Source organism: Sphingomonas sp., assembly GCF_003248515.1.
Classification (GTDB): domain Bacteria; phylum Pseudomonadota; class Alphaproteobacteria; order Sphingomonadales; family Sphingomonadaceae; genus Sphingomonas_I.
This window is the reverse complement of the sequence record NZ_QFOB01000009.1, coordinates 129,794-153,795: the sequence shown is the minus strand read 5'-3', so window position 1 is coordinate 153,795 and position 24,002 is coordinate 129,794. Positions and strand designations below refer to the sequence as shown.

The 24,002-nt window shown below is 62.1% G+C and carries 27 protein-coding genes; 20 read left to right on the top strand and 7 right to left on the bottom strand.

The genetic code is table 11. The features are described from left to right. The first annotated feature begins 5 nt into the window (after nt 1–5). The 8 genes from DI605_RS15280 (at nt 6) to DI605_RS15245 (ending at nt 6,931) form a co-directional block, all read left to right on the top strand. Nucleotides 6–332 carry a hypothetical protein gene (locus DI605_RS15280; RefSeq protein WP_293975590.1) on the top strand — a complete coding sequence of 109 codons (327 nt, stop codon included), beginning with the start codon at nt 6–8 and terminating at the stop codon, nt 330–332. Continuing rightward, entirely contained in the window at nt 329–562 is a 234-nt protein-coding gene (locus DI605_RS15275; RefSeq protein WP_293975589.1) for a hypothetical protein, read from the top strand. The genes DI605_RS15280 and DI605_RS15275 overlap by 4 nt, the downstream gene beginning before the upstream one ends. Next, nucleotides 552–1,256: a conjugal transfer protein TraW gene (locus DI605_RS15270; RefSeq protein WP_293975588.1), complete on the top strand. Its 705-nt coding sequence runs from the start codon at nt 552–554 to the stop codon at nt 1,254–1,256. Before DI605_RS15275 ends, DI605_RS15270 begins: the two co-directional genes overlap by 11 nt. A gap of 44 nt (nt 1,257–1,300) precedes the next feature. After that, a complete protein-coding gene (locus DI605_RS15265; RefSeq protein WP_293975640.1) occupies nt 1,301–2,269 on the top strand; it encodes a TraU family protein in 969 nt (322 codons plus the stop codon). 254 nt (nt 2,270–2,523) lie between these two features. Further along, on the top strand, nt 2,524–4,380 hold the full coding sequence (locus DI605_RS15260) for a hypothetical protein (protein WP_293975586.1): 1,857 nt from the start codon (nt 2,524–2,526) through the stop codon (nt 4,378–4,380). Continuing rightward, nucleotides 4,377–5,501 carry a conjugal transfer protein TraN gene (traN, locus tag DI605_RS15255; RefSeq protein ID WP_293975584.1) on the top strand — a complete coding sequence of 375 codons (1,125 nt, stop codon included), beginning with the start codon at nt 4,377–4,379 and terminating at the stop codon, nt 5,499–5,501. Before DI605_RS15260 ends, traN begins: the two co-directional genes overlap by 4 nt. Then, on the top strand, nt 5,473–6,354 hold the full coding sequence (locus DI605_RS15250) for a type-F conjugative transfer system pilin assembly protein TrbC (RefSeq protein ID WP_293975582.1): 882 nt from the start codon (nt 5,473–5,475) through the stop codon (nt 6,352–6,354). Before traN ends, DI605_RS15250 begins: the two co-directional genes overlap by 29 nt. Next, a complete protein-coding gene (locus DI605_RS15245) occupies nt 6,326–6,931 on the top strand; it encodes a S26 family signal peptidase (RefSeq protein WP_293975580.1) in 606 nt (201 codons plus the stop codon). The genes DI605_RS15250 and DI605_RS15245 overlap by 29 nt, the downstream gene beginning before the upstream one ends. Nucleotides 6,932–7,032: 101 nt before the next feature. Here the strand turns inward: DI605_RS15245 and DI605_RS15240 are convergent, their stop codons facing one another. Next, nucleotides 7,033–7,548, bottom strand: coding sequence for a GNAT family N-acetyltransferase (locus DI605_RS15240; protein ID WP_293975578.1), 516 nt, complete (start codon nt 7,546–7,548; stop codon nt 7,033–7,035). A gap of 21 nt (nt 7,549–7,569) precedes the next feature. Further along, nucleotides 7,570–7,785, bottom strand: a complete 216-nt coding sequence (locus DI605_RS15235) for a DUF1778 domain-containing protein (protein ID WP_293975638.1) — start codon at nt 7,783–7,785, stop codon at nt 7,570–7,572. A 129-nt stretch (nt 7,786–7,914) separates the two neighbouring features. Between DI605_RS15235 and DI605_RS15230 the strand changes: the two genes are divergently transcribed. Genes DI605_RS15230 through DI605_RS15215 form a run of 4 tightly spaced genes read left to right on the top strand, consistent with a single transcriptional unit; the run spans nt 7,915 to nt 14,659 of the window. Beyond that, nucleotides 7,915–8,832 carry a conjugal transfer protein TraF gene (locus tag DI605_RS15230; RefSeq protein WP_293975636.1) on the top strand — a complete coding sequence of 306 codons (918 nt, stop codon included), beginning with the start codon at nt 7,915–7,917 and terminating at the stop codon, nt 8,830–8,832. Beyond that, entirely contained in the window at nt 8,832–9,407 is a 576-nt protein-coding gene (locus tag DI605_RS15225; protein ID WP_293975577.1) for a hypothetical protein, read from the top strand. Before DI605_RS15230 ends, DI605_RS15225 begins: the two co-directional genes overlap by 1 nt. 53 nt (nt 9,408–9,460) lie before the next feature. Next, nucleotides 9,461–10,885: a conjugal transfer protein TraH gene (locus DI605_RS15220; protein WP_293975575.1), complete on the top strand. Its 1,425-nt coding sequence runs from the start codon at nt 9,461–9,463 to the stop codon at nt 10,883–10,885. Nucleotides 10,886–10,897: 12 nt separating this feature from the next. Further along, nucleotides 10,898–14,659 (top strand): conjugal transfer protein TraG N-terminal domain-containing protein, encoded by a 3,762-nt coding sequence (locus tag DI605_RS15215; protein WP_293975573.1) that lies wholly within the window; start codon nt 10,898–10,900, stop codon nt 14,657–14,659. Here the strand turns inward: DI605_RS15215 and DI605_RS15210 are convergent. The 4 genes from DI605_RS15210 to DI605_RS15195 all read right to left on the bottom strand — a co-directional run bounded on the left by DI605_RS15210 (nt 14,656) and on the right by DI605_RS15195 (nt 16,462). Further along, entirely contained in the window at nt 14,656–15,132 is a 477-nt protein-coding gene (locus tag DI605_RS15210) for a hypothetical protein (RefSeq protein WP_293975571.1), read from the bottom strand. The genes DI605_RS15215 and DI605_RS15210 overlap by 4 nt on opposite strands. Before the next feature lie 104 nt (nt 15,133–15,236). Continuing rightward, complete coding sequence (locus DI605_RS15205; protein ID WP_293975570.1) at nt 15,237–15,620, bottom strand: type II toxin-antitoxin system VapC family toxin; 384 nt, start codon at nt 15,618–15,620, stop codon at nt 15,237–15,239. Continuing rightward, on the bottom strand, nt 15,617–15,874 hold the full coding sequence (locus DI605_RS15200) for a type II toxin-antitoxin system Phd/YefM family antitoxin (RefSeq protein ID WP_293975568.1): 258 nt from the start codon (nt 15,872–15,874) through the stop codon (nt 15,617–15,619). Before DI605_RS15200 ends, DI605_RS15205 begins: the two co-directional genes overlap by 4 nt. A gap of 150 nt (nt 15,875–16,024) precedes the next feature. After that, the gene (locus tag DI605_RS15195; RefSeq protein WP_293975566.1) at nt 16,025–16,462 is read right to left on the bottom strand and encodes a helix-turn-helix domain-containing protein; all 438 of its coding nucleotides are present in this window, start codon (nt 16,460–16,462) and stop codon (nt 16,025–16,027) included. An 83-nt stretch (nt 16,463–16,545) separates the two neighbouring features. On the opposite strand from DI605_RS15195, the gene DI605_RS15190 reads away from it, so the two are divergent. The 4 genes from DI605_RS15190 to DI605_RS15175 all read left to right on the top strand — a co-directional run bounded on the left by DI605_RS15190 (nt 16,546) and on the right by DI605_RS15175 (nt 19,486). After that, nucleotides 16,546–17,571 carry an aldehyde reductase gene (locus DI605_RS15190; RefSeq protein WP_293975564.1) on the top strand — a complete coding sequence of 342 codons (1,026 nt, stop codon included), beginning with the start codon at nt 16,546–16,548 and terminating at the stop codon, nt 17,569–17,571. 321 nt (nt 17,572–17,892) lie between these two features. Beyond that, on the top strand, nt 17,893–18,147 hold the full coding sequence (locus DI605_RS15185; RefSeq protein ID WP_293975562.1) for a type II toxin-antitoxin system VapB family antitoxin: 255 nt from the start codon (nt 17,893–17,895) through the stop codon (nt 18,145–18,147). Next, complete coding sequence (locus tag DI605_RS15180) at nt 18,144–18,563, top strand: type II toxin-antitoxin system VapC family toxin (RefSeq protein WP_293975560.1); 420 nt, start codon at nt 18,144–18,146, stop codon at nt 18,561–18,563. The genes DI605_RS15185 and DI605_RS15180 overlap by 4 nt, the downstream gene beginning before the upstream one ends. After that, a complete protein-coding gene (locus DI605_RS15175; protein ID WP_293975558.1) occupies nt 18,560–19,486 on the top strand; it encodes a nucleotidyltransferase in 927 nt (308 codons plus the stop codon). The genes DI605_RS15180 and DI605_RS15175 overlap by 4 nt, the downstream gene beginning before the upstream one ends. A 50-nt stretch (nt 19,487–19,536) precedes the next feature. Here the strand turns inward: DI605_RS15175 and DI605_RS15170 are convergent, their stop codons facing one another. Further along, nucleotides 19,537–20,436 (bottom strand): LysR family transcriptional regulator, encoded by a 900-nt coding sequence (locus DI605_RS15170; RefSeq protein WP_293975556.1) that lies wholly within the window; start codon nt 20,434–20,436, stop codon nt 19,537–19,539. A 126-nt stretch (nt 20,437–20,562) separates the two neighbouring features. Between DI605_RS15170 and DI605_RS15165 the strand changes: the two genes are divergently transcribed. The 4 genes from DI605_RS15165 to DI605_RS15150 all read left to right on the top strand — a co-directional run bounded on the left by DI605_RS15165 (nt 20,563) and on the right by DI605_RS15150 (nt 23,991). Then, nucleotides 20,563–21,360 (top strand): NAD(P)H-dependent oxidoreductase, encoded by a 798-nt coding sequence (locus DI605_RS15165; RefSeq protein WP_293975554.1) that lies wholly within the window; start codon nt 20,563–20,565, stop codon nt 21,358–21,360. A gap of 658 nt (nt 21,361–22,018) precedes the next feature. After that, nucleotides 22,019–22,213 carry a hypothetical protein gene (locus DI605_RS15160; protein WP_293975552.1) on the top strand — a complete coding sequence of 65 codons (195 nt, stop codon included), beginning with the start codon at nt 22,019–22,021 and terminating at the stop codon, nt 22,211–22,213. Between the two features lie 164 nt (nt 22,214–22,377). After that, nucleotides 22,378–22,947: a hypothetical protein gene (locus DI605_RS15155; RefSeq protein ID WP_293975550.1), complete on the top strand. Its 570-nt coding sequence runs from the start codon at nt 22,378–22,380 to the stop codon at nt 22,945–22,947. A 477-nt stretch (nt 22,948–23,424) separates the two neighbouring features. Next, a complete protein-coding gene (locus tag DI605_RS15150) occupies nt 23,425–23,991 on the top strand; it encodes a hypothetical protein (RefSeq protein WP_293975548.1) in 567 nt (188 codons plus the stop codon). Nucleotides 23,992–24,002: the final 11 nt, after the last annotated feature.

Sequence of the window (24,002 nt, the reverse complement as noted above, 5' to 3'; positions counted from 1 at the left end):
TCGCCATGGCCCGCTATACTCCGCACCCCGACCAGCTTCCGCTCAACTGGTCCGACAATGAAGCGATCGAGTTGATCGTCGAGCAGCGGCTCGCCGAGCGCTTCGAAGCCGAATCCTTCCAGTGGCGCTTCCGGCTCGTGATGATCGAGACCGTGATGATGGGCCTGCTGGTGCTCGTCGCCGGGCTCCTGCTCAAGCAGCCGACCATGATGGTGCTGCGCGCGTCGCTGCTTATTGCCGCGTCCTGCCTTGCAACTGGCCTGCTGCTGCTCAGCCTCTCGGCAGGCACCGCGAAGCTTATGCGCCGCCTGCGCGGCAAGCGCCGCAAATGAACGGCCTCATCTCTTCCGCGCCCTCGCAGGCGGCGATCCGGCTGACGGTCAGCGGCTTTCTGCTGATGCAGATCCAGAGCGCACTGCTGCTGATGTCGTCGTCGCTGGATCATGATTCCGGGCTGTTAATCTGGATCCTTACGCCGCTTGCCGTCTCGGCGTTCGTCGCAGCCCTGATCGGCATCCCCGAGCCATCCGAGACCCATTGGAGGCAGCGCCATGGGCGATAATCTGCCCGGCCGGGTTCGCCGCGATCCGATCCTTGCTGTTGCTGCGGCCATGAGCATCGCAGTCAGCGTCCTGGCGGCGGCGGGTGCCGCAGCGCTCGCCGGCCCGGCGGCAGGCCCGATAAGCTCTCGCAGCACGATCGGGCGGACCTGGCCGATCGCGGAGCCCGATGCGCTTGCCGAGATCGAAGCGAAGGTCGCAACACTGCCGAGCGACATGAGCAAGGCCTTCGGACCGCGCGACAAGTGGACCGCGCTCAAGGCCGCGTCGCTTGGGGTGGCCGGCACCGATCGGATTCGTAGCGTCATTCCCTTCTACACGCTCGAATTCGATATCACGCTACCGGACGGGAAGACGCTCTACCCCAAGGGCTTCACCTTCAATCCGCTCACATACGTGAAACTGCCGCAGCGGCTCGTCGTCGTGCATCCGCGCGACCTGAGCTGGGCACTCCGCAGCGCGCGGGCCAGCGATTTCATCCTGCTGTCCGCGCTGGGCAGCCAGAATGGCGATGCGATCGACCTGTCCGAAAAGACCGGGCGGCCGATCTACATCCTGGAAGAACGGGTCAAGCAACGGCTTGGTCTTACCGTCGCGCCGGTCATCGTCGAGCAATCGGGCACACGCCTCATCCTCACTGAATATGGTCCGAAAAGCCGGTCGGCTGCACCCACGACGAAAGGAGTAGCGCGATGATCGGACGTCTCCCCGTCTTTATCGCCGGCCTCCTTATCGGACTCATGATGACCTTGGCCTGGCCGAGCGAGGCGCACGCCTCCAAATGCGAGGCAGGCACCGTGTTCAACCCGATTACCAAGGTGCGCTGGACCTGCATCTTCCCGATCACGATCGGGGGCATCCGGGTCGGAAGCTTCGACAAGCTCGACAAGGCGCTCGACGCGCAATCCGCGTCCAAGCCGCTCTGCGCCTGCCGCAAGGGCATCCAGTTCTGGTTTGGGGTCAAGGTCTCCTACTGGTCGCCGAACCGCATGGTCGATGTGGTGACCGAGCCCGGCTGCATGATGGCGCTGGGCGCCGATCTGATGCCCACCGGCGGCAAGCTGCAGGGCAGTCAATCGTCGATCTCGGATGGCACCAACACCCGTAAGATGTTTGCGCAGATGCATTATTACATCTCGCCGGTCTGGGCGATGCTCGACATGTTCACCGACCTGCCGTGCCTCGAGAATGACGGGTTCGACGTTGCCATGATGACTGAGGTCTTGCCGACCTGGCAGTCGGTCACGCTGGGTGCGATCATCCAGCCTGAGGGCATATTGTTCGGTAATCCCGCCGCCGGCCTCGCCTGCATGGGCGACAGCGCTGCGGCCGCGGCCGGCAAGGTCATAGACCCCCTCTTCTGGTGCATGGGAAGCTGGGGCGCGACGTATCCGATCGCCGGCGACATTCATTTCGACGACAGCGTCGAGGCCTGGGCCGGGCTTGCCGCGCGCGGTGTGTTTATGATGGGCCGCCTCGGCGCACTCACCGTCAGCTCCGCAGATGGCTGCTCGTTCGTGCCGCAGCCGGTGTGGACCAAGAGCCGCTACAAGCTCCAGATCATGGAGCCCGTAAAGGGCGGCAAATGCGTCAACATCGGTCGACCGGGCTCGCTCTGGTCGTCGGCCAAGCATGCGCCGGGCAAGGACAATGCCCAGTTCATGCTCTTCGAAAAGGTGATCTGCTGCGCCGGGATACCCGTGCCATGAGCAGGTCGCTTTCCCCCGTTCCCGCGCAAGACAGCCGTCCATTCCGGAGGTCTGTTCGCCAAGGCCCCTACGGCCGAGGGCTGCTGCGTGGGACCGGAGCGGCGCTGCCAAGCCCCCCTGGCAGCGTCGCTCCACCCCCGGCCAGCGCGGTCGCACTGCCCCCTCGACGGGACGGGCGTATCCTCTCCGCCTGCTCCGTCGTCGCGATCGCGCTGGCCATCCCCTTCGCCGTCACGTCCGCCTCGGCACAGACGATGGAAGAACGTGCCCGCACCGCGGCCGAAGCGTCTCGTACCAAGACCAGCGACAGCGAGGCGCTCCAGCAGAATTATGTAACGCCGGGTCTTGCCGGCCAGTCGATCTCGACTGTCGACAACAGCCGCACTTTCGCACCCAACATCGCGTGCCAGAAAACCGCGACGATGCTCGAGGTCCTGGTCCAGCCCTCGGCTACCGGCGACCTCGGCGCGGTCACGATCGCGCGCGATACCGATCTCGACGGAACGGCCGACAGCACGTCAAAGCTCCCCGTCCCCGTGTCGGGCATCTGCGCCAATGGCGTGGTCTCCTGTCAGCCTGGAAGCTGGAACAATTGCAGCTTTTTCCGCTGGGAAGTCGATGCCGCCAGGACGCTCAAGCTGACCGCGGTGGATATGCCTCAGCTCGCTGGCTGCTATTGCATCAACAACAGCTGCGGCACCAACCTCGCCTGGGGAAACATGCCTTCGGTGCTGCGCGACCTGGGCGGCGGCATGATCGGCGCACTCACGACCGCCGATCCGCGCTATGGCGTGGCCGAAGCCGTGATCGATGGCCCCGCTATTCGCTACGTGGGTGCGCAATCGACCGCCTGCTCGTCCAACCCCGCTTTGCCTCAGACTGCCTATCGGTCGAATCCCGCGACGATCGCGTCCGACGCCTATGCCGCTTCGACAGGCAATAGCGTGTTCCAGGCGCTCAAGGGTTCGTCCATCGGGACCGGCACATCGCTCCAATATCGGCATTGCACGATCGAGCGGCGGGTGACGGTACTCAAGCCCGGCGCCGAGGACATTATCAGCCGGACCTCGGGAGGCTATTCGACTGTCCAGAACGGCACATCATTTGATTTTCTGATGGGTTCACCCGCCGACAACAGTCTTGGTGGCGGTAGTTGCACACTCATCGATTTCCGCATGACGTTGCGTGTGAGCGATCCCGATCGGATCGTCGATGCGCGGCTGACCCAATTCTTCGCCGATGATTGGGCACAGGTGCGCGTCGATGGGCAACTAGTGGGTTCGGGCCCTTCTGCCTGGACGACGCTCGGTTTGCCACCTTCCAAATGCGAGCTCAAGAAGACCTTCTATTCCTATCCCAATCTCGACCTGAAGCCTTGGCTCACCGCCGGCGATCACGAGATCTGGCTACGTGTTGCCGTGGCTTCAGGTGGCGAGGGCTTCGCGCAGATTCATGTCGATGTCGACAATAGCTGCAAGACGCTGGAGCAGGTAGTCGACGGATGCGGGGCGATCGCCGCCGATCCGCAATGCAAGCTCGACAGCGAACTGGTCGATGGTGTCCAGACCTGGATCAATGGCGTGGCGACCGGCCTCAGGCCCCTGCCCCAGACTCGCATTCTCGGCGGCCCCGCCTGCCCAACCGATCTTACTCGCGACTTCTTCCTGAAGGATCGCACCTATCGTTGTTCGGTCGATGATGTCGCCAGGCCCGACACGAGCCGCGGAGCCTATATCATCGACCACTCGACCGAGACGATGCTGGCCGACCGGCCGCGTCAAAGCGACGGGAGTTTTTCCACCTCGACGCGCGTTTTCAACCTGCCTGATCGCGGATCCGTTGCCGCCTGCGAGCCCGTCTGCAAGACGCGCGCGCCCAAAGCCAATAACGAATCCGCGCCCGACGGCGTGGTGGGCGCGAAGCAGAATGCGCCAACCGGTTACGACACCTTCTTCCACGCCTGCACATCCAACAATCAATGCCCGGCGGGACCAGGCGAAGAGGTCGTCTCTGCCTGCGGATGTCTGGATGATTTTCCCGAGGCAGTCGTGATGATGCAGACCGTCCGTCTCGCTGGCGCCGATCTCGTCTGCACCGGGAGCGTACAATGATCGGCCTGCCCACCAGGAGACGCCGGCGCCTCGATCCGCGCGGTGCTGCGCTCGCGCTGGCCCTCAGCGTCGGTGCAAGCATCGCCTTCACGAGCACCGCCAGCGCGCAGCAAATCTGCGCGGCCGATCTCAACAATAATGGCGATGCCGCCGATGAACGCGAGCAGGCAAGCTGCCTCGCCACGACCAGCGGCGCCTGGCTTTGCCCGATCCAGCAGGTCGACTGTGTGGCAGACGGTAGCGGGCAATATAGCTGCCCTGTCGGCCCGCAATATGCCTGCATGGTGAAAAGTAGCGGTGGCCCACCGGCCTGCTCGCCCAATCAGTGCGCCGATCTCTCGAGCAATCCGATCGTCGAAGAGCCCCCCTTGGACGATGCGGGTACCGCGCCTGATGGCGGGATCGATGCCGACGGCAATTGCCTGGGAAACATCGAGATCTTTTCGGGGCGCGGCGTGCGCTGCCGACCCGCCGGACTTTCGACCACCTTCGCCAATTGCTGCAAGGATAAGGGCAAGATCGTGAAGGACGGCATGGGTTCGTCGATCGGTTCGATCGGAACCAAGATTGCTGTCGCCAAAGGCGTGTTCACCGGAATGAAGGCTGCCTACACCGCCTTCAAGGCCGGCGCCACGGCGGGCCAGGCGGCCAATGCAGGTGCCAATGCGCTGATCGTCGGCATCGACCCGACTTCAATCGCGGTCAGTCTGGCGATCAACTTCATGATGGAGTTCCTGTTCGCCGGTTGTGACCAGCAGGACATGGAAACCGCCATGCTCCGCTCGTCAGGCATGTGCCACGAGATTGGCAGCTACTGCACCTCGAGTTTTCTCGGTGTCTGTCTGCAAAAGGCCCGCGGCCATTGCTGCTTCAATACCAAGCTTGGCCGCATCATCCAGGAGCAGGGCCGCCCGCAGCTCAAGGCCTTCAATGGCAATCTGTGGGGTACCGCCAAGAAACCAATGTGCCGCGGGTTCACGCCTGAGGAGTTCCAGGCGCTCGATTTCAGCAAGATCGACCTCTCGGAATATTATGCCGACATCGAGGCGCGCGCCCAATCCGATATCCAGATAGACATGGGGGAGCGCGTCAATGCGTATCTCAAAGCCGTCAACCCATAACCTTGCCCTCTTGGCCCTGATGGGCGCCGCAACCGCCGCACTTGCGCAGGACGCGACGCGTGATGTCTCTCGCGGCAACGCAAGGCAAGCCGCTGCCGAAGAGGGGCAGAAAGCCATGGACCGGCTCGAAAGCGCGGTCGCGCGCGGCAAGAATGCTGCAGAGCGTGCACCCGATCCGAGGCTTCCGCGCACGGATAATCCTGTCGACCGTCGACGCGCCTTCGAAGGCCTGCGCGACCGGACGCACATGCCAGAGATGGAAGCGCGCGCTCGCTCCGCCCAGGCGCGTGGCGAAGCGAGCCTTGCCGCCGAACGGGAGCAACAGGCCAAGGCACTGCGCCAGGCGCTAGGGCTTGAGCCCGCCGAGGAACAGGCGCTCGCAAAGGCCGCGCCGGCGGTCGAGGCCAGGGGCTGGGTGCCGGTGTTGTTCATGTCATCGTCCATGCCGATCGCGACATTGCGGACCTATGCCGCCCAGCTCGCGAAGGTCCACGGCGTCATGGCGTTTCGTGGTGTGCCAGGGGGTCTCAGAACAATGGGGCCGATGGCAAAGCTGACAGCACAGATCCTGCGGCTCGATCCGGGGTGCGAAGGCCCGAACTGCGTGATGCGCGACGTTCAGTTGATCGTCGATCCGATCGTGTTCCGGCAGCATGGCATCGTCCAGGTTCCCGCGCTCGCGATGATCCCCGGAGATCCGACCCAGGCCTATTGCGAGCGCGACAACGACAGTCCCCGCGCCGCCCATGTCGTGTTCGGCGACAGCGCCCTTTCCGGAATGCTCGAAGAATATGCCCGCCTCGGCGGGAAAGAGGAGGTTAGCCATGCTCAGGCTCTTCTGGTTGCTCGCTAGATGGACGGCCGGCCTGTGGCCGCGCCTTCGCCGTCTCCCTCGCAAGGCCGCGGCGGCGCTCGGCGCGCCCGGTCCGGATCAACCGGGCCGACCGGAGCGGCTCTGGCGTGCCATGCTGGTCGTTCTGCCGCTCGCCTTGTTCGCAGCGCTGGTTATGCCGCAGGTGACGCTGGTCATGACCCCGTCGATCGAGGCCTTTGCCGTGCGCAAGAGCCCCGGACCGATCGTGCGCGGCGACTATGTGATGTTCACCCTACATCACCCGATCGCCGGGCCGAAGCCGGTCTCCGTCACCAAGCACGCCCTGTGCCTGCCTGGTGATCGGCTCTCGATGTTCGAGACGCCTTCCCCGCTCGTGCCGGGCAGCCGGGATGGCCATTATTTCTGCAACGGGCAGTTGCTCGGCGTCAGCCTGCCTCGGGCGCACAACGGGCTGCAGCTTGACCATCTGAAGTGGAGCGGCGTCATACCCACGGGGATGGCCTATGTCGGTTCGACGCATGCGCGCGGGTTCGACAGCCGCTATTTCGGGCTGCTTCCGATCGCCAACCTCGTCCGGATGGAGCGGATCCTGTGAGCGCGGGCGATAAGGCAAGGCGCACCAGACGCCGCTGCGAACATCGGCCTGTTTCCGATCCCCGAAAGGCCCCGCTGCGCTGCACGCAGTGCAGGATGTGGTTAGCCCTGCAGCGCCCGAACGGCTTCGATGGGCATGAGCAGAACGCGCTCGCCCAGCGGCGAGACGATGAAACCATGCCGCGCGTAGAAGCCGACGGCTTCGTCGTCGATCGCGTGCACGATGACCGCGCGGACCCCGGCGATCTCCGAGGCGGCCGCACAGCGGCGCAGGGCATCGGCAAGCAGATCGGCGCCAAGGCCCAGCCCCTGAAAGTTCGATGCGACGGCCAGCCTCGCGATCAGCAACAGGGGCACCTTGTCGGGCATGCCCTTGCGCAGTCTCGCAGTGGGCAAGGCCGCGCGCTCCTCCATCGCGGTGGTAATCGTATAATAGCCCACCACCAGACGGGGCCGCTCGGCATCGCAAACCACATAGGTGCGCGCGGAGGCGCCCTCGCTGGAGAGGGCACGCTCAGCGAGCCAGTCGTCGAGCGAGGCGTGACGCCCATTGTCGAACGCGGCGACCTCGTGATCGGCGTTCAGGCGTTCGGGTGGTGTGACACGGCGCGTGGGCATGGAAACGAGCGACGCGTCCGATCATCGATTCCAGAGCGGCTCGCGCTTCATCAGCTTTTCAAGGGCTGGCGATGGAGCGGGCGACGCATCGAGCATAGCCAGGAACTGCTCATGGCTCTCGGCATCCAGAAAAAAGGTGCGCTGATCGAGGATCGCGGCCTCGGCTTCGCGCCGCGCGCTCGCGAGCATGAATTCGGAAAGCTTCTGCCCGCGCAGCGAGGCCGCGCGACTGAGCATCGCCTTGAGCTCGGCCGCAGCCCTGATCTGGATGACATCGTCTTTGCGCGCCGAGGCGCTTCGATCGGTACGGGCGTGCTGTGCCATGGCGCTAAACTCCTCGGGGCTATCTGGCCTTTTGCCACGACAATGTCAATACAAACTGGCAGGGCACGCCATCGGCTCGCTGCCGTCAGCTTCGCCGTCGTGGCACTGTTCGTGCTTCCATCGGCGGCGCGCGCGCAAGGCGCTCCGGCTGCCGACCCGGCCAGACAAGGCTATTGGTGGTATGAAGCGCCCAAGCCAAAGTCTGAAGACAGGACCGAACCGGACGCGCTGACAAAGCCAATTATACCGCCGATGGCGGAGCTCGCCACCTGGACCCCGCCGAAGATCCGCAAGCTTATCGAGGAACAGCGCGACTATGCCGCGACCGTGCTGACGGTCGATGCTGTCGCCGACTTCTGGCGGCTTCAGGACTTCGCGCGGCGCAAGGCGCGTGCGTTCGCCGGCGTGACGCAGATCGCGATGCTGCAATATCCCGAGCTCAGCTCGAAGTCGGCCAATCCGATGGTCGGTGATGCTCGCTCCGAGCTCTCGGCCCAGAAGGATGCCATTCGGCGATCCTATCTGCGCAGCCACGCGGGCGAGTTCGCGCTCGTCATGTTCTCGCGGTCGACCTGCGGCTATTGCCGGGTCCAGTGGCCCATCATCCAGCGCTTCCAGGAAGAGATGGGTTGGCAGGTCACGCTCCTGGATCTCGACAAGCGATCCGATCTCAGCGCGCGGTTTGGGGTCGAGATTACCCCCACGACGATGGTTATTCGGCGCGGGAGCCAGCAGCGGATGATCATCGCGTCCGGTGTGGAGGCCTATCCCAATCTCGCGCAGATGGCTTACCAGGCGGTGCGACTGCTGCGCGGTGATATCCGGCCCGAGCAATTCATGACGGGCCCGGGCGAGGACGCCGGCTTCTTCGATGCCCTGGGCAACGGCCCCGTCGCGGCCACCGATCCCCGCGCCCTCGGCGGCGATCTCGTAGACGTCTCCACGGGGCCGAAACCGTAATGCGGGCTCTCATCCTCGTCGGTATCCCTGGCCTCGTCATCGGCATGGGTTCCGTGTCCGCGCGGACCGTCAGCCAAGAGGACGCGATGCGCGCCGCGATCCACCCGGTCGGCGACGCGAAGACGATGCAGGCGTGGCTCTCGCGGGTTCCGGTTACCCGGGAGTTCCCCGATGATTTCACCACGACGCTGCGGGGCCATGGCGCGGCCTTCGTCATCGAAATGACAACGACGCCCGGCTGCGTTCCCTGCGGCGATCTCTGGACCAAGCTGACGACGCTTGGCACGCGCTACAGCTGGCAGGTCCGCACGATCGGCGCCCAGGAAGCGATGATCCGGTCGGGGCGCCTCGGCCTGCCCTGGGTTGGACATCCCGTCGCCTGGGTGCGTCCAATCTCTGACGACGTTCGCGTCGTGCCGGTGGCGATCGGCACCGACCATGCGCCCAATCTGGCCCGCAACCTCTATCTGGCCGCGAAGATGCTGACGGGCGTGCGACCCGCCGTCGGTGTCCGGGCGATGTCCAAGTTCACCGGCATCGTGGGGCTGCCGGCGACCCAACCCGCAAGGCGCTGAGCGATGGCGGCCTCAGCCCTTCCCCCCTCACCTCAGATAGTCCGGAGTGCGCCATGTTTCCCTGGCCTCGTGCAACCGCCCGCGCGCTGATCACCCTCTGCATCGCGACGGTCTTCTCCGCAGCACCTGCCCATGCCCAGAGCTGGGCGGAGAGCTGGTTCGACAACGTCACCTACACTTCCCCTGGCAGCTTCGAGGATCAGACCCGTGGCTATGTGACGGCAGGCGGGATGTCAGGCCGGGTTGACGTCCATAACGACTATCTGATGTCGGTGAGCTTGCCCAAGGTTCGCGCCGGCTGCGGCGGCATCGACATGTTCCTGGGCGGCATGTCCTTCCTTGACCCCGATTATCTTGTCCAAAAACTTGAAAGCATCCTTCAGGCGGCGCCGGCGGTCGCCTTCCAGTATCTGCTCGAAACGCTCGACGAGAAGATGGGGAACATCATCTCGAAGATGGAGGCCGCGACCAATTTCCTGAACTCAATCCAGGTCAATGATTGTCGCCTTGCCAATCGCATGGTCCAGATCGCCAAGGGCGATGACAATATGTCGGGGATCATCGAGGAGATGACCGGCTATCGATCCGTCAAGCAGGGCTTCGCCAAGAGCTACCAGCAGAGCCGTGAAAAAATCGAGGCAAATAACAACAATCCGACCGAAGATCTCAAGGACGCGCTCGCCAATTGCCCTGCCGAGGTCACAGACATCTTCCGCACCGGGTCGCTGCTGTCCCATGCCGCCTCACGTGTCGGTGCCGGCGACTGGGCGAGCGTGATGCGGGCACGCGTTGGCGACGTCTATATGCGCTGGGACGATGGCGACCGGGTGCCGCTTTTCACGGCCATTCCGCAGTGTCCCGCCCAAGATACGGAGAGTGCCCAGGATTTCCTGACCGGGCGTGTCCAGCGCCGGACGCTCAACTTTCCCCCCACGGGCGCCGACTGCGTGCAGGACGGCTCGGGGCGCGGCGCACTCGTCCTGGCGCGCGAACGCATGCAGTCGATCGCCACCAAGATCCGCACGCGCTCGGCGCTATCAGCCGAGGAACGGCAGTTCGTCGCCAATGTGCGCACGCTGCCGGTCTATCGCATGCTCGAATGGGGTGTCCGTCAGGGCGTGGTCGACTCCGTGATCGCCGATACGGACGAGCTGGTGGCCCTCACCCTTGCCTACCAGATGCTCAATGACCTCACCCGCACGATCGACTTCACGGTGACCAACGCCGAGCGGGGTGCCACCGTGGCAGGGTCGGCCGATGGCAACAACGCCAATGTCTGCCAGACGCGCATCCTGTCCAAGGGAATCGAGCAATTACGTGACCTGAGGGACGAGGTGCTGCGCCAGCGCGCGCAGATGCGGCAGAGTTACATGGCAGCGCTCAATCAGGCCAATCTCTCCGCCAACTATGCCGGGCTCCTGCGGACACGTGATCGCGATGCACGCGATGCTGCCGGCGCGGCCGCCCGCACCCAATAGGATCGAACCGCCATGCACCGGCACCTGAGGCTCCTTGCCGCTCTCCCCGCCCTGCTCTTTGCCTCGCCCGCTCTGGCGGTCGACACAAGTTTCCACACCTATGACGGTTTTGCCGAGACAGTGGATGCTTTCCGACTGGTCTCGATGATCTTTGGCGACGCGCGTTATGAGACGCTGGTGATGATTGTCGCGACGGTCGGGATCGGCCTTGGCGCGATCATTGCGAGCGTGCGTGGGACTGGCATGGGGCTGGTGGCCTTCGGCTTCCAGATCCTGATCGGCGTGGGACTTTTCGTTGGATTGATTGCGACGACCGGTACGGTCCATGTCTATGACCGCGTCCGCAACGCCTATCAGCCCGTCGGCGGCGTCCCCAATCTGCTGGTGCTCGTTGCCGGCGCGACCAATATGATCGAACGCGCGATGGTCGAGACGATCGACGACAACACGCTCGATCCCAACGCCAAGATCGAGTTCGGCGCGGGAGGGCACAGTTTCGATCTGTTCCTGAACGCAGTTTCCCCGCGCGGTCCTATGACCGACGTTTTCCTTGATGCGACAATCAAGGACTATGTACGCCAATGCTATCCGGTCGCGCGCGTGTCGGCCGCCTATGGCGTTGACGACGATCAGCTTTTCCGGACCTCGACTGACCTGCCCACGTCTTTCGCGGCAATGGCTGGCCCGGCCACTTTCTCGACCGTGTACACCGAAGCCGACAAGGGCGGCACGACGGTGAGTTGCAGCGATGCCTGGACACACATTTCCGACCGCCTTTCCGACCCCGTATTGTTCGACAGCTACACCAGTCAGATCTGCGCGCGGACGGGCTATGATACGGGCAATGCCCAGCAGATGACCCGCTGCCGCCAGCAGCTTGGCGAAATGGGGCAGATGATGCTCGGCCACGCGCTCAGTGCGCAGGCGTTTCTGACCCACATCCTGCTCGGCAATACGGTCGGCGACGTCCTGTTCGAGGATTCTCCGGCGAGCGCGGCCAGGGTGATGGCCAATCGCGCGGTGATCTCCAACGGTCTTGCGACCATGTCGGTCGCGAACGAATGGATGCCGACTATCCGCGCCACCGTGTTCGGCATCATGCTCTTCATGATCCCGATCGCGCTCCTGTTCATCCTGACACCGATCAACTTGCGCGTGGCGAGCTTTGCGCTTGGCATGTTCGTGTTCGTGGCGCTTTGGGGCGTCATTGACGCGGGCATCTATCAGCTCACGCTCGGCCGCGCGACTGCGACACTTGCGGAACTGCGCTCGAACGCGCTCGCTGCCAATGCCTGGTTGCTCGCGCCCTCGTCCGCGATGAAGGCTCTGGCGATCTTCGGAAGCTTCCGTACGGCAGCCGCCGGCCTGGCAGGCGCGTTCGTCTTTACGGTCTTCCGCTTCAGCGGCAACGTCTTCACATCCTTCACCTCCGGATCGCTCGGGATAGCTAGCCAGGGCACGGCAGCGGCTGCACCGATGGGTACTGCGGAGGGACAGGCATCGGCGCTCGAGGCCCAGGCGTCTGCCATGGGAACCAGGACACGCGCCGCAACGGCTTCAAGCTTCGGAGATTTCGGGGAGCGCTCCAGCTTCAATGCGAACCGGACCTATGGCGAGGCCGGCCATATCCTTGGTGAACGTCCGGGGACACCAGGCGGCACTGCTTTCGCGCTGGGTGGCATCGAGGGATCGCGCCAGTTGGGAACCCTTGCACCTGCACTCGGTGGCCGCGACCTTGCCGATCCGTCGGTTGCCCGGGCCGTTCAGGCCAATGCCGCTACCACCGCGATCCACCAATTCGCGGAAAAGGACGCCCTGAGAAGCCTTGGCACGAGTTATTTCGGCAAGGGCGAGGCCGGCGAGAAGGCGTTTGCGGCGTTCAGTCAGAACCTCGTCCAATGGCGTGCTTTCGGTGACCAGCGCGCTTACGGCATGATGATGCAGGGAGCGACGCGCCATTTCGAGCGCGCCGGATATTCACCCGCTGATGCCCAGCTCAAGGCGTCGGGCGTAATCGGCGAGGCGCACGCCGATCCGACCTTCGCCAAGCTGATCGCCAATACCTACGATCAGGAGCAGATGCTGAGGAACGATCTCACGTCCGCGCAGGTCCAGGTCGGCGCGATGGAGGGGCGTCGCGACTATGCTGGCGACAACGTTACAGGGGTCGAGCGGGCCAATGTCGCCACCGAGCAAGGTTGGCGCACCGGTAGCAACCAAGGTCAGCGCGAGGCCGCGGCGATGCTCGGGCTTCCTGTCGACGAAACCTCGCGCCGGATCGGCTTCATCAATGCACTTTCGGGCGAGGCACGCAGCAGCGCTATCACCCAGCTTTCCCGCGCGACCGGCCGCAACGAAGCACAAGTCGAGGCGGCACTCGAACGTTATAATGCGGCGGTACAGGTCGGAACCGCCGATGGCGCGAGCGCCGAGGCCGGCCGCGAAGGCACGAGCGTTTATGGCCGCACCCGCGAGGCGGCGGGCTACGATTTCGCCGAACGGTCCGGCAAGCTTGACGCGCAGCGAGAGGTTGGAACAACGGGCACGCGAAGCGCGGCGCGCATCGGCGAGCAGCGGCGCCAATCGGAAAATTTCGGGTTCGCAGAGGGCGCAGCTGCGGCGGGCGTCTCGACGCGGGAGGCAGCACGGCTCGACAGCTTCATCCAGGCGCTGAGCCGCACGGCGGGAAACCAGGTCGATATGGCCGAAGGCGGTGCCGGAGGTATTGCCGATCGCGCGCGCAACGAGCGTCTGACCTCGATTGTTGACCGAGAGCGTCTCACGCGCATGCAGGGCCTGCTCGCCGAAAACGGCATCAACCTCACGAAGCGCGAGATCGCCATGGATCAGAATGGCGATCTGGGTCTCAACCTCACCCCTGAGACAGCCGCTGCGATGTGGAAGGCCGGCCTCCTCAACGAGAGCCAGTTTGGCGCGATCGCCAATGGTGGGCATGCCCGGTTCAGCTTCGCACACAACGACCTGCTCGTCTCCAGCGGGACGGATTACAGCCGCTCGGCGCGGAGCGATACCAGCACGCGGTTCGAGGCGGGCAAGCAGGCCGGGCCAGATACGATCGAGCATTTCATGGGCGGTGGCCCCGAGGGGCAAGCCATGCTCGCCAATTGGCTGCGTGGCGGCTTCGAGATGGACCGCAAGGGAGAGTGGAGTCTCAAGCCTCAGGTGGCAGATACCCTGCAACGCGACGTGCAGGCGATCATGACGCAGACGGGATGGCAAAGAAGCTTGTCCCGATCAGCGCAGGATCAGATCACGATCGGCACCAACGTCGGAATAGATATTGGACGTTCGGTAGGCGTCTCAGATACCGAAACGACGGGTGGACGCAGCGGCGGTTCAAGCCGAGGCCGCCAATCGGCGCCGGTCAACCGGACCGACCGTTCCACGATCGGAAATTTTGGCGCCAAGGTCGGATATGAAAGTCGTGATTCGGGAAGCACCACCGAAGACGCCCACGCTACAATGGACATAGTGAACTACGACGTTCGCGAGTCCATAGCAGCTTCCGAGCGAGCCGCGGCCCGATCTAGCACGCCCGAGGCGGCGTTCTCACGCGAACTCTCGAGCCGCATCCTCGGGACCGAGGGTATGCGCAATCGCTATCTGCAGGATGCGGACAACGGGCGCGCCACCTTTGACATCACCGGTCCGCTCACTTCCCTCGAGCAGAATTCCGTCCTTTCGAAAGGTAGCTTCTCGACGGATATCCAGGGCAGCCCCGGGGACGGCGATAGCAGCTTCAAGAAGCGCTAGCGGTGCTTCCCGGTATGAGGATCGATATACCCTGCATTCAGTGGGTTCAAAGGATTGCCGATCCAGAGCGGACCTGACCGGGGATCGAACATGTCAGTTCCCTTCCCGATACCATCCAAGAAGCGATTCTGCTCTTGCCGCATTCGCATTTGGAATAGGTCATCCTCTTCCTCATCGGACAGCGGCCCCCCCTCACCTTGCCCGACAAATCTATCGAGGCGCTCACGAAGATAGCCGACGCCCAGAACCATGAGCGCGGTCCCCGGAAAGAACACGACGTTCAGATAGCCTGCGATACCTCCGCGATAGAAGGCTTCCAGCGCATCGATGCGGGTGGAGGCGGCCATTCCTCCCCACCAGATCGGGATCGCGGTCCACCACAGCTTCGCGTACCATGGCTTCCAAAGCCATGCAGACAGCTGCGGAGTTTGCGCGGGGCCTTCGTTTTTCTTACTTCGGCGAGTTGCTTCCACCGGGAAATCCCTTCCCCAAAACAATAACATCAATTCCGAAGGCTATCCAGTTTTCGCTTTCAAATCCCAGGAACGGTCACCCCCCGGCACGCCCTTGGATATGGCTAGATTGCGCTCTCTATGTCGGTCTTGGAAAAGTCGTCTCCGACATAGAGGAGGCGGCATCCGCGTTCCTTGGCGACCTCATAGGCAAAGCAGTCTCCAAAGTTCAGGCCGGCCGGATGCACCCCCTTCCCCCATTTCGAATAGGCAAATGCAATCCGTCGCGCGGCGGCGGCACTGACGCCCACGACCTCCACGCCTAGACCGTCGATGAGGTCTGCAACCTCTTCTCCGACGTTTCGCCGCGCCGACACGATCAACGCTTCGGCAAGCGTCCCAGCGGAAATGACCAACTCGTCCTCCGTCTCGATCGCGGAGATGCATGCTGCCGCCTTCGGTTCATCGAGAACAATCGCCATCAACGCGGATGTATCGAGCGCGATCATGCGGGCATGCCATCGTCGCCATAGAGGAAGTCCTGGCTGCATGCCGCATCTGGCCCGATCGTTGCCTTGGCGCTGCCGGCCTTCCGTGCGGCGTCCAAAAGCTTCCTGCGGGCCGCGCTATCCGTCACGGCCCGAAACGGCACCAATCTCACCGCCGGCGCTCCGTGGCGCGTAAGAATGATCTCTTCGCCCGTCTCGGCGCGCCGCACCAATTCGGTCAACTGGCCTTTGGCATCGCTTACGGAAACCTTCACGAGATACCCTTGAGGTTAAATTCTAATATCGTATTTTTGGACCATTTCTTGGTCCAAGTCAATATCCTTGAAGACGAGAATGTCAGGTCGAGCCTCGCTTTTGGCTGCGTTAATGATCGCATCAGTTCGGACGAGAATCTTCCGGAAGGTTCAATCGCACTGTGGCAGAATGGTGCGCTCTGGCCGAGGCTCGGTGTTTGCTGCAGCCGATCCAGTTAGCAGCCCCTCATACTTCAACGCCCAATCAAGCATGGCTTTGAATGTCGGCATCAGATCGACGCCCGCTTGCGAAAGCTCATACTCGACGCGTGGAGGAATTTCCGCGTAGGCCCGCCGGATCACGATCCCATTTGCCTCAAGGTTTCGAAGCTGCTCAGTCAGCATGTGCTGCGTGATACCGGGAAGCGCTCGACGGAGGACACCGAAGCGCATTGGCCCCTCGATCAGCATACAGACGATCTCGATCTTCCATTTGCCGGTGATCGCGCGAATGGCCCGCTGGAAGCGCATGATATCGATGTCGCCCGGCCCGATGCATCCGTCGCAATCATTCCCATACTCGCGTGGCTCAATAGTCTGGTTTTTCATACTACGTCCTGAAATCCATCCTACTTGTCATATTGACACTAGCACCGAACATTGCGGCATAACACGGTGAGAGAAGTTCGCGAATGAGCACGGTTCTGGTGACGGGAGGGTCCGGCTTCGTGGGAAGCCATGTGATCCTGAAGCTATTGGGCGAAGGGCAGCAGGTAAGAACGACGGTCCGCAACGTCAGTCGCGAAGCGGAGGTGCGCGCCATGCTCCGTAACGGCGGGCAAGAGCCGGGATCGCAACTCTCATTCTTCGAGGCCGATCTGCTGAACGATCGGGGATGGGCCGAAGCCGTTGCTGGTTGCGACTATGTTCTGCATGTCGCGTCTCCTTTCCCGCCCGGTGCGCCCAAGGATGAGAACGAACTGATCACGCCCGCTCGCGACGGAACGCTACGTGTCCTCAGGGCGGCGAGGGACGCGAACGTAAAGCGGGTGGTCATTACCTCGTCGTTCGCCGCAATCGGCTACGGCCGCGCCAACACCGACAAGGTTTTCACGGAAGAAGACTGGACGGATTTGGGAGGCCCAGGCGTCGCTCCCTACATCAAGTCCAAGACGCTCGCCGAGCGCGCCGCCTGGGACTTCATCGAACAGGAAGGCGGCGGACTGGAGATGACCGTCATCAATCCCGTGGGCATCTTCGGGCCGGTGCTCGGAACCGACTTTTCAAGCTCGATCGGCATTATCAAAGGGCTGCTAACGGGAATGCCGGCGGTCCCGCGCATCTACTTCGGGATGGTGGACGTGCGCGATCTCGCGGACCTGCACGTCCGGGCACTGGCAGCGGATGCAGCAAGAGGGCAGCGCTTCCTTGCTATCGGGGGCGGCGTCGTCTCCATGCTCGACGTAGCGAAGATGCTGCGGAAGCACCTCGGAGCGTCAGCAAGGCGGGTGCCGCGCCGGCAATTCCCGGACTGGCTGCTGCGCATTGTGGCGCGGTTCAACCCACAAGCGAAAGCGTCACTGCCGCAGCTCGGGGTGATCCGCCGCAGCACCAACAAGAAGGCGCGGCGCCTGTTAGAATGGCAACCGCGACCCTATGAGCAGACGATCGCTGACACCGCGGACAGCCTGATCCGCTACGGGATCGTCGAACCGTGACCCGGCGGTCACGAAGACTCGAACTTCACTCCGCCACTCACCGCTTCGCTCACTACGCTGACGTAGGCGTGGCGGCGCGAGGATACGACACGGCGGCAAACGGCGGTATTTGGGCCCCACGAGGATTCGAGCCTCTGGCATTCGCCTTCGGAGCAAACATCCACCTTTAAACACATCGCTCCCTTTACCGCCTGCTTCGCAGCATGCGAGCACTCTCAGTCCGGGTCAGTCTGGAGATCCCGACAAAATGTCCGAGATTGTTCTGGACACCCACAGTCGCTGTGGCAGAATGGTAGAAACTCGATCAGATAGGTAGAAGCTATGAGCGCGACGCTCAACATCAAAGATCCCGAGGCCCATCGCCTGGCACAGGCGATTGCCCTGGAGACTGGCGAGCCTATGACCCGGATCGTCGTTGAAGCTCTTCGCGACCGACTTATCCGGATCGAACGGCAGAGAGAACGTGCCAGCGTCACGGAGCTTCTCGCTATTGCCAATCGCGCCGCGCGTCTCGTGACCAAGCCATACTCCAAGCACGGAGACGAACTTTACGATGCTGACGGGCTTCCGAAATGATCGTCGACACCTCAGCGCTGGTCGCCATTCTTTATGGTGAGGAGGAGGCTGGCAGCTTTACCGAGATCGTCCAGCGGGCGGATATCTGCCGTATGAGCGTGGCGACCTATCTCGAACTGACGCTCGTCGTCGAAAAGCAGCTAGGCCCGGAAGGCACGCGGCATGCCGAGAGCTTTGTGCGACGCGCCGGCATCCAGATCGAACCTGTCACCCTCGAGCAGGGCTTGATCGCCCGGCAAGCTTTCTTCGACTTCGGCAAGGGACGCCATCCGGCCGCGCTCAACTATGGCGACTGCTTCCCCTATGCGCTGGCGAAAGCCTGCGACGAACCCCTGCTCTTCAAGGGCAATGACTTCAGCCAGACGGACGTCGAGAGCGCTCTCTCCCACCCGTCCCCAATGACGCCGAGATCATGAAAACGGAAATCGACCACCTCCCTGCCAACAAGCGGCGCGAGCTTGACCGGGTCATTCAGATCTTGTTCGAGGAATTCGACGACGCCCATGGAGAGCCGACCGGCCCCCGCAAGCTGGGCCGGATCCTCAAGATCATTCTCTACGGCTCCTATGCCACGGGACGCTGGGTGCATGAGCCGCATACCGAGCGCGGCTACCGATCGGATTTCGATCTGCTCATCATCGTCAACCAGAAGGAACTGACGGACCGGCTCGAATATTGGGACAAGGCCGAAGAACGCCTCAACATTGAGACCATGATCCTCAACCGGCTCCGTACGCCGGTCAATTTCATCATTCACACCCTGCAGGAAGTGAATGATGGGCTGGCGCACGGCCGTTATTTCTTCATGGACATCGCCCGCGACGGCATCGCCCTCTATCAGGCCGACGACAAGGAACTGCACAAGCCCAGGCCCAAGACGCCGCAGCAGGCTTATGATATGGCCAAGGGCTATTACGACCAGTGGTTTGGCCTAGCTGTCTCCTCACGGATGGGTTTCCAGTTTTTCTATGAGGCGAAGCAATTTCCCGACGCGGCCTACAACCTCCAGCAGGCCTGCGAGCGACTCTATTATTGCGTCCTGCTCGTCTACACCTTCTACACCCCCTACAGCCACAACATCAAATTCCTGCGCCAACTTGCGGAGCGGCTTTCTCCGCGGCTGGTCGATGCCTGGCCCCGCGACAAGCGCAAGCTCGAAGCGCGCTTCCTCAAGCTCAAAGACGCCTATGTGAAAGCGCGGCATTCCGATCATTTCAAGATGACGGATGAGGAGTTCGTCTATCTCTCCGAACGCGTCGAGATACTCGGCACGATCGTCAACGAGCTATGTCAGGAAAAATTGGCGGAAATGCGCGCGGCGTTGGAACCAAACACATAAGTGTCGTGCGTCGGACAACTTTTGTGGCGCACCTGCCCCGATCCTTTGGCCTAGAGGCCGAGCGGGCGCTCGATGCCGGGGATAGCCAGCACCTCCCTGGCCAGGAATTCGACCAGCAGGCGTACGCGTACGATCCCTGCGCGTTCCGGCACGATCAGCATGTTGAGCGGCACGGATGGAGGCGCCTGATCAGGGAGAATCGTTTCGAGCAGCCCTTCGGAAAGCAGGTCGTCAACCAGCCAGATGTGAGCCGGACCAATGCCGCGACCGGCGAGATAAGCTTCGCGCGCCGCAAGCCCGTGATCGAGACGAAGGCGTCCGCCAAAGGGCACCACATGGGTATCGCCGTTGGGGCCCTCCAGCGTCAGCGTATCGCTGCCCGCGATATTCCACATACGGATACCTTCAAGGTTCACCAGGCCTTCGGGCGCCGAAGGTCGCCCGTGGAGCGCCAGGTAATCTGGCGAACCGACGAGGATGCGCCGGCTATCTCCAAGCGCCCGCAGCTTCATGGAACTGTCGGTCAGGGGGCCGAGGCGGATGGCTATGTCCACGCCTTCCCGAACGAGATCGATGCGTTCGTCGGTCAGGTTCAGATCGACGGCAATCTCGGGATAGCGATCCTGAAAGGCAAAGATCAGCCGACTGATATAGCGGACTCCGAGCGCCGCCGTGCAAGATACCCGCACCGTGCCGGCCGGTGATTCGCGTGCGCGTCTCGCTTCATCGCCGGCCTGTTCGACAAGGTGGAGTATCTGGATCGCGTTGGTGTAGTACCGGCGACCTTCCTCGGTCAGCGCCACCCGCCGCGTCGTCCTGCTGAACAGCACCACGCCCAAAGCATCCTCCAGTTCACGAAGATGCCGGGTGACACTGGATTGGCCGATATTCATCTCGCGCGCGACCGCCGAGAGGTTTCCGCGATCGGCGACGCGGATGAAGGTGCGCATGCGCTCAAGTGTGACGTGAGATTGATCCATTTTTCGGCATTATACTATCTTGACCCTGTCTATACCGGATCAATTTGCCACCGCCTAGCTTGCAGGAGACTCGTCGGCCGCAAGCAGGTGAACACTATGAATATCCTGATCGTTTTCGCTCATCCCGAACCGAAATCCCTTTCTGCCTCTCTGCGTGATGTGGCGATCCGGGAGCTCGAAGCGGCGGGACATCAGGTCAAAGTTTCCGACCTCTATGCGATGCAGTGGAAATCGCAGGTCGATCGCGCCGATTTCCCCGCCCTCGCCTCCAATGAGCGACTGCTGCCGGTAGCCGCCTCGAAAACTGCTTTTGCGACCGGCACCCTGACGGACGACGTAAAAGCCGAGATCGACAAGCTACAGTGGGCCGATACGCTGATCTTGCAGTTCCCGCTCTGGTGGTTCGCCATGCCTGCCATCCTAAAAGGCTGGGTGGATCGGGTATATGCCTATGGTTTCGCCTACGGCGTCGGCGAGCATAGCGACAGGCGCTGGGGCGACCGCTATGGTGAAGGCGTCATGGCGGGTAAGCGCGCGATGCTGATCGTGGCGGCCGGAGGCTGGGAAGAGCACTACTCCGCCCGCGGCGTGAATGGTCCGATCGACGATCTGTTGTTCCCGATCAATCACGGGATTCTTTACTACCCCGGCTACGACGTGCTGCCACCCTTTGTGACCTACAGCACCGACCGATTCGACGAAATGCGCTTCGCGGCTACGGCTCGCGAGTTACGCGAACGGATGCGCACGCTGGAAACGACACCTCCCATTCCATACCGAAAGCAGAACTACGGGGATTACCATATCCCGAGCATGGAATTGCGCGGCGGCATAGAACCAGCGGGCGTAAGTGGCTTTGCGCTGCACCAGCTGCCACATAGCCCAGACAGTTGATAGCAAAAGGGTCAGGTAGGGCGGCCATGGCGGGCTCGATCAATGTGCCTGGCAAGTTGCACGCGCCATCACGCCATGGCTGCTCTGACCGCCAGCATGGTGATTCTCGTCGATCTGCCAACAAAGAATGGCCCGCCACAGGCTGGGAACTGCAGCAGGCCATAGTTTATCAGGATGGTGCTCCTGAGGAAAAGAGTATCATGACGAGGCTTGCCGGCAAGATCTTTTTGCTGCACTGCACAAACGATGGATCGGTCGCGAGGAATTCTTCGTCAAAAAGACTATTCAGAGCAGCGAGGCAGGATGCGGCCGCAAGCCTGCTCGCTCAATCGGGGAACCCAAGCCTTGAGCGCGCAGACTTGCGCCAGTGCCGGAATGGCAACTGAGATGATCGGTATTGTCGATCCTGTCAGGCTTTGAGCGGTACAAGAAAACGGCGGAAGTGCCTTGCCTTTCGGGCCGTCAATCGACACCATCGCCGCTTATGGACACCGGTTGGCTATCGCTGGCGCTCTTTATTCCCGAAGCGATCGAGCACGAATTGCAGCGCCGAGAAAGCCCTCATTCGCCAGAGAAATAGGACCGTCTCATGTCGCGTCACGCCTATGCGCTAGTCGATGATAGCCCCTGCATCATCTGGATAGGGTGGGATCAGCCTATGGGAACATTCTTCCTTCACCTGCTGGATGGAGGTCGAAAGCCATTGGTGTGGGAGGGAGCCAGGCCCAACCAATATACGGACCCCGCGCCGCTAGTCGCGTTGGCCGAGCGCCTGGCGGCGGAGCATGAGATGGATGTGATTGCATCCGATATTCTCGGGACGCTCGAAAGCGACAAGGCCGCCGGCCGCTAGCCGGCTTGGACAAAATCCAGGCCGGGCTAGCGGCCGCTTTTTGAGGGAGAGCGCTGGATAGCGGGATTGTGCGCAGAGCGCATGCTGCAAGGCGAAAGGCGAAAAGGCCGAATAGTGTGGGCTCGGCTTTCGACCTCGGAAGGACAAGACCAGAGGATTCGGCCATGACTTTCGATGAGATGCGTGTGGATTTTATAGTGCGGCGCAAGGGATCGCTCGCGCTTCCGATAACAGGCTTGATCGTTTACTCGGCGGTCGCGCTTCTAACTCTTGCGGTTGCGCCACCGCTCCACAATCTGGTGCTTGCCCTTTGTTTCTGGGCGATCATGCCGCTTGGCCTGCTTGTCGGGCGCCTGCGGGGTGAAGACATGAGCGCACCATCCGAAAATCCGCTTCTGCGTTTGTCCGTTATGGCGCGGATTATGGCGCTGTCGACCTGGGCCATTCATATCCCTGTCTGGATCTACGCCCCGGCCCTGTTTCCCATTAGCGTCGGCATTGGTTTCGCACTCCATTGGGTAGTCTTTTCTTGGACCATCGGCCATCCGCTCGGCCTCGTTCACCTGGCAATGCGCATTGTGTTTGTGCTCGCCGCCTGGCATCTGTTTCCGGGCAACAGAACGGGCGCGGTAAGCATCGGCATCGCGCTTGCCTATGGCATCTCTCTTCTTCAACTGAGCCGGGTTGACTGGCAGACCCGGCTTGGTTTGAGCTTCGATCCGCTTAGAACGTGACCCTGCCCGCGAATGGCCGGTGTCCGAGATTGAGGCCGTTCCGACAGACGTCATCGATATGGTCGGCGCGGGCGGTACCTATCAATCTGCGTTGCTGTGAGGCTCGACGAAGACGGCGTCGATCGGGCGGAAGACAAAGCGGCGCTTTCGGCCGGTCAGTTTCGCGAATGATTCATTTCGCAGTGGAGGCCGCCGCGATCACCTGCTCCCGGCAGGGCCCGCAACTGCCCCGACGGGCTGAGTTGCCAGACTTTCACGAGAGAATCGCGATGCATGAAGCCTGATACTCTGGGGGCCGATCTGGGTATCCACCAGATCCAAGCTCTCCTTGATAACGAACAGCAGTCGGACGTCAGGCATGTGCGAACGGATCGAGCTCGAGCGATGCTCTCGTCACCATCCGCAAAGATGGTAGATATTACTCCACGCTATGGAGTGTTCTTGATATCTAGGTAGCCGGGAGCCTGCACACCGACAATGTCTCAAATTGATCTGGAAATAACGCGAAGGCGAGTTGATGTCGCGGTTCTTGCGCTCGAGGCATGGCACGTTATTTCCACTCGGACACGCAACTGCCTTGGACATTTGAACAGAAATGATGACCCCGAATCCACGGTAGCACACACATCGATCGAACAGATGCATTTGAGCGATCTGTCGCGTTGCTCACGATCAAGTATCATTCGCCTGCCCAATCTTGGCAATGTCTGTTACTGTGAGATAGCCGCAGCCATGGATCGCTATGGCTGGCGTCTCCATGACGAGTGGACCGGGGCCCCCGAGCCTCTGGCACTTGAACTTCTGGGACCATCTCTTGCCCGTTATGTGAAAATGGTCAGCCAGGCAGCGGAAGCACGGGCAGAGAGATTTGCTCTTGGCGAGGAAATGCTGGAACTACATGATCGGGACGGTTGGAGCGGCGCAGAGATTGGCAAGCTTTTCGGAGTATCGGGTTCTGCGGCACTTGCAACTATTCAGAAGGTGCGCCGTACGACCAATCTGAGGATACGCTATCCCCTACCCGCGCCGCCGGCAACCAACTAATGCATCTCGGC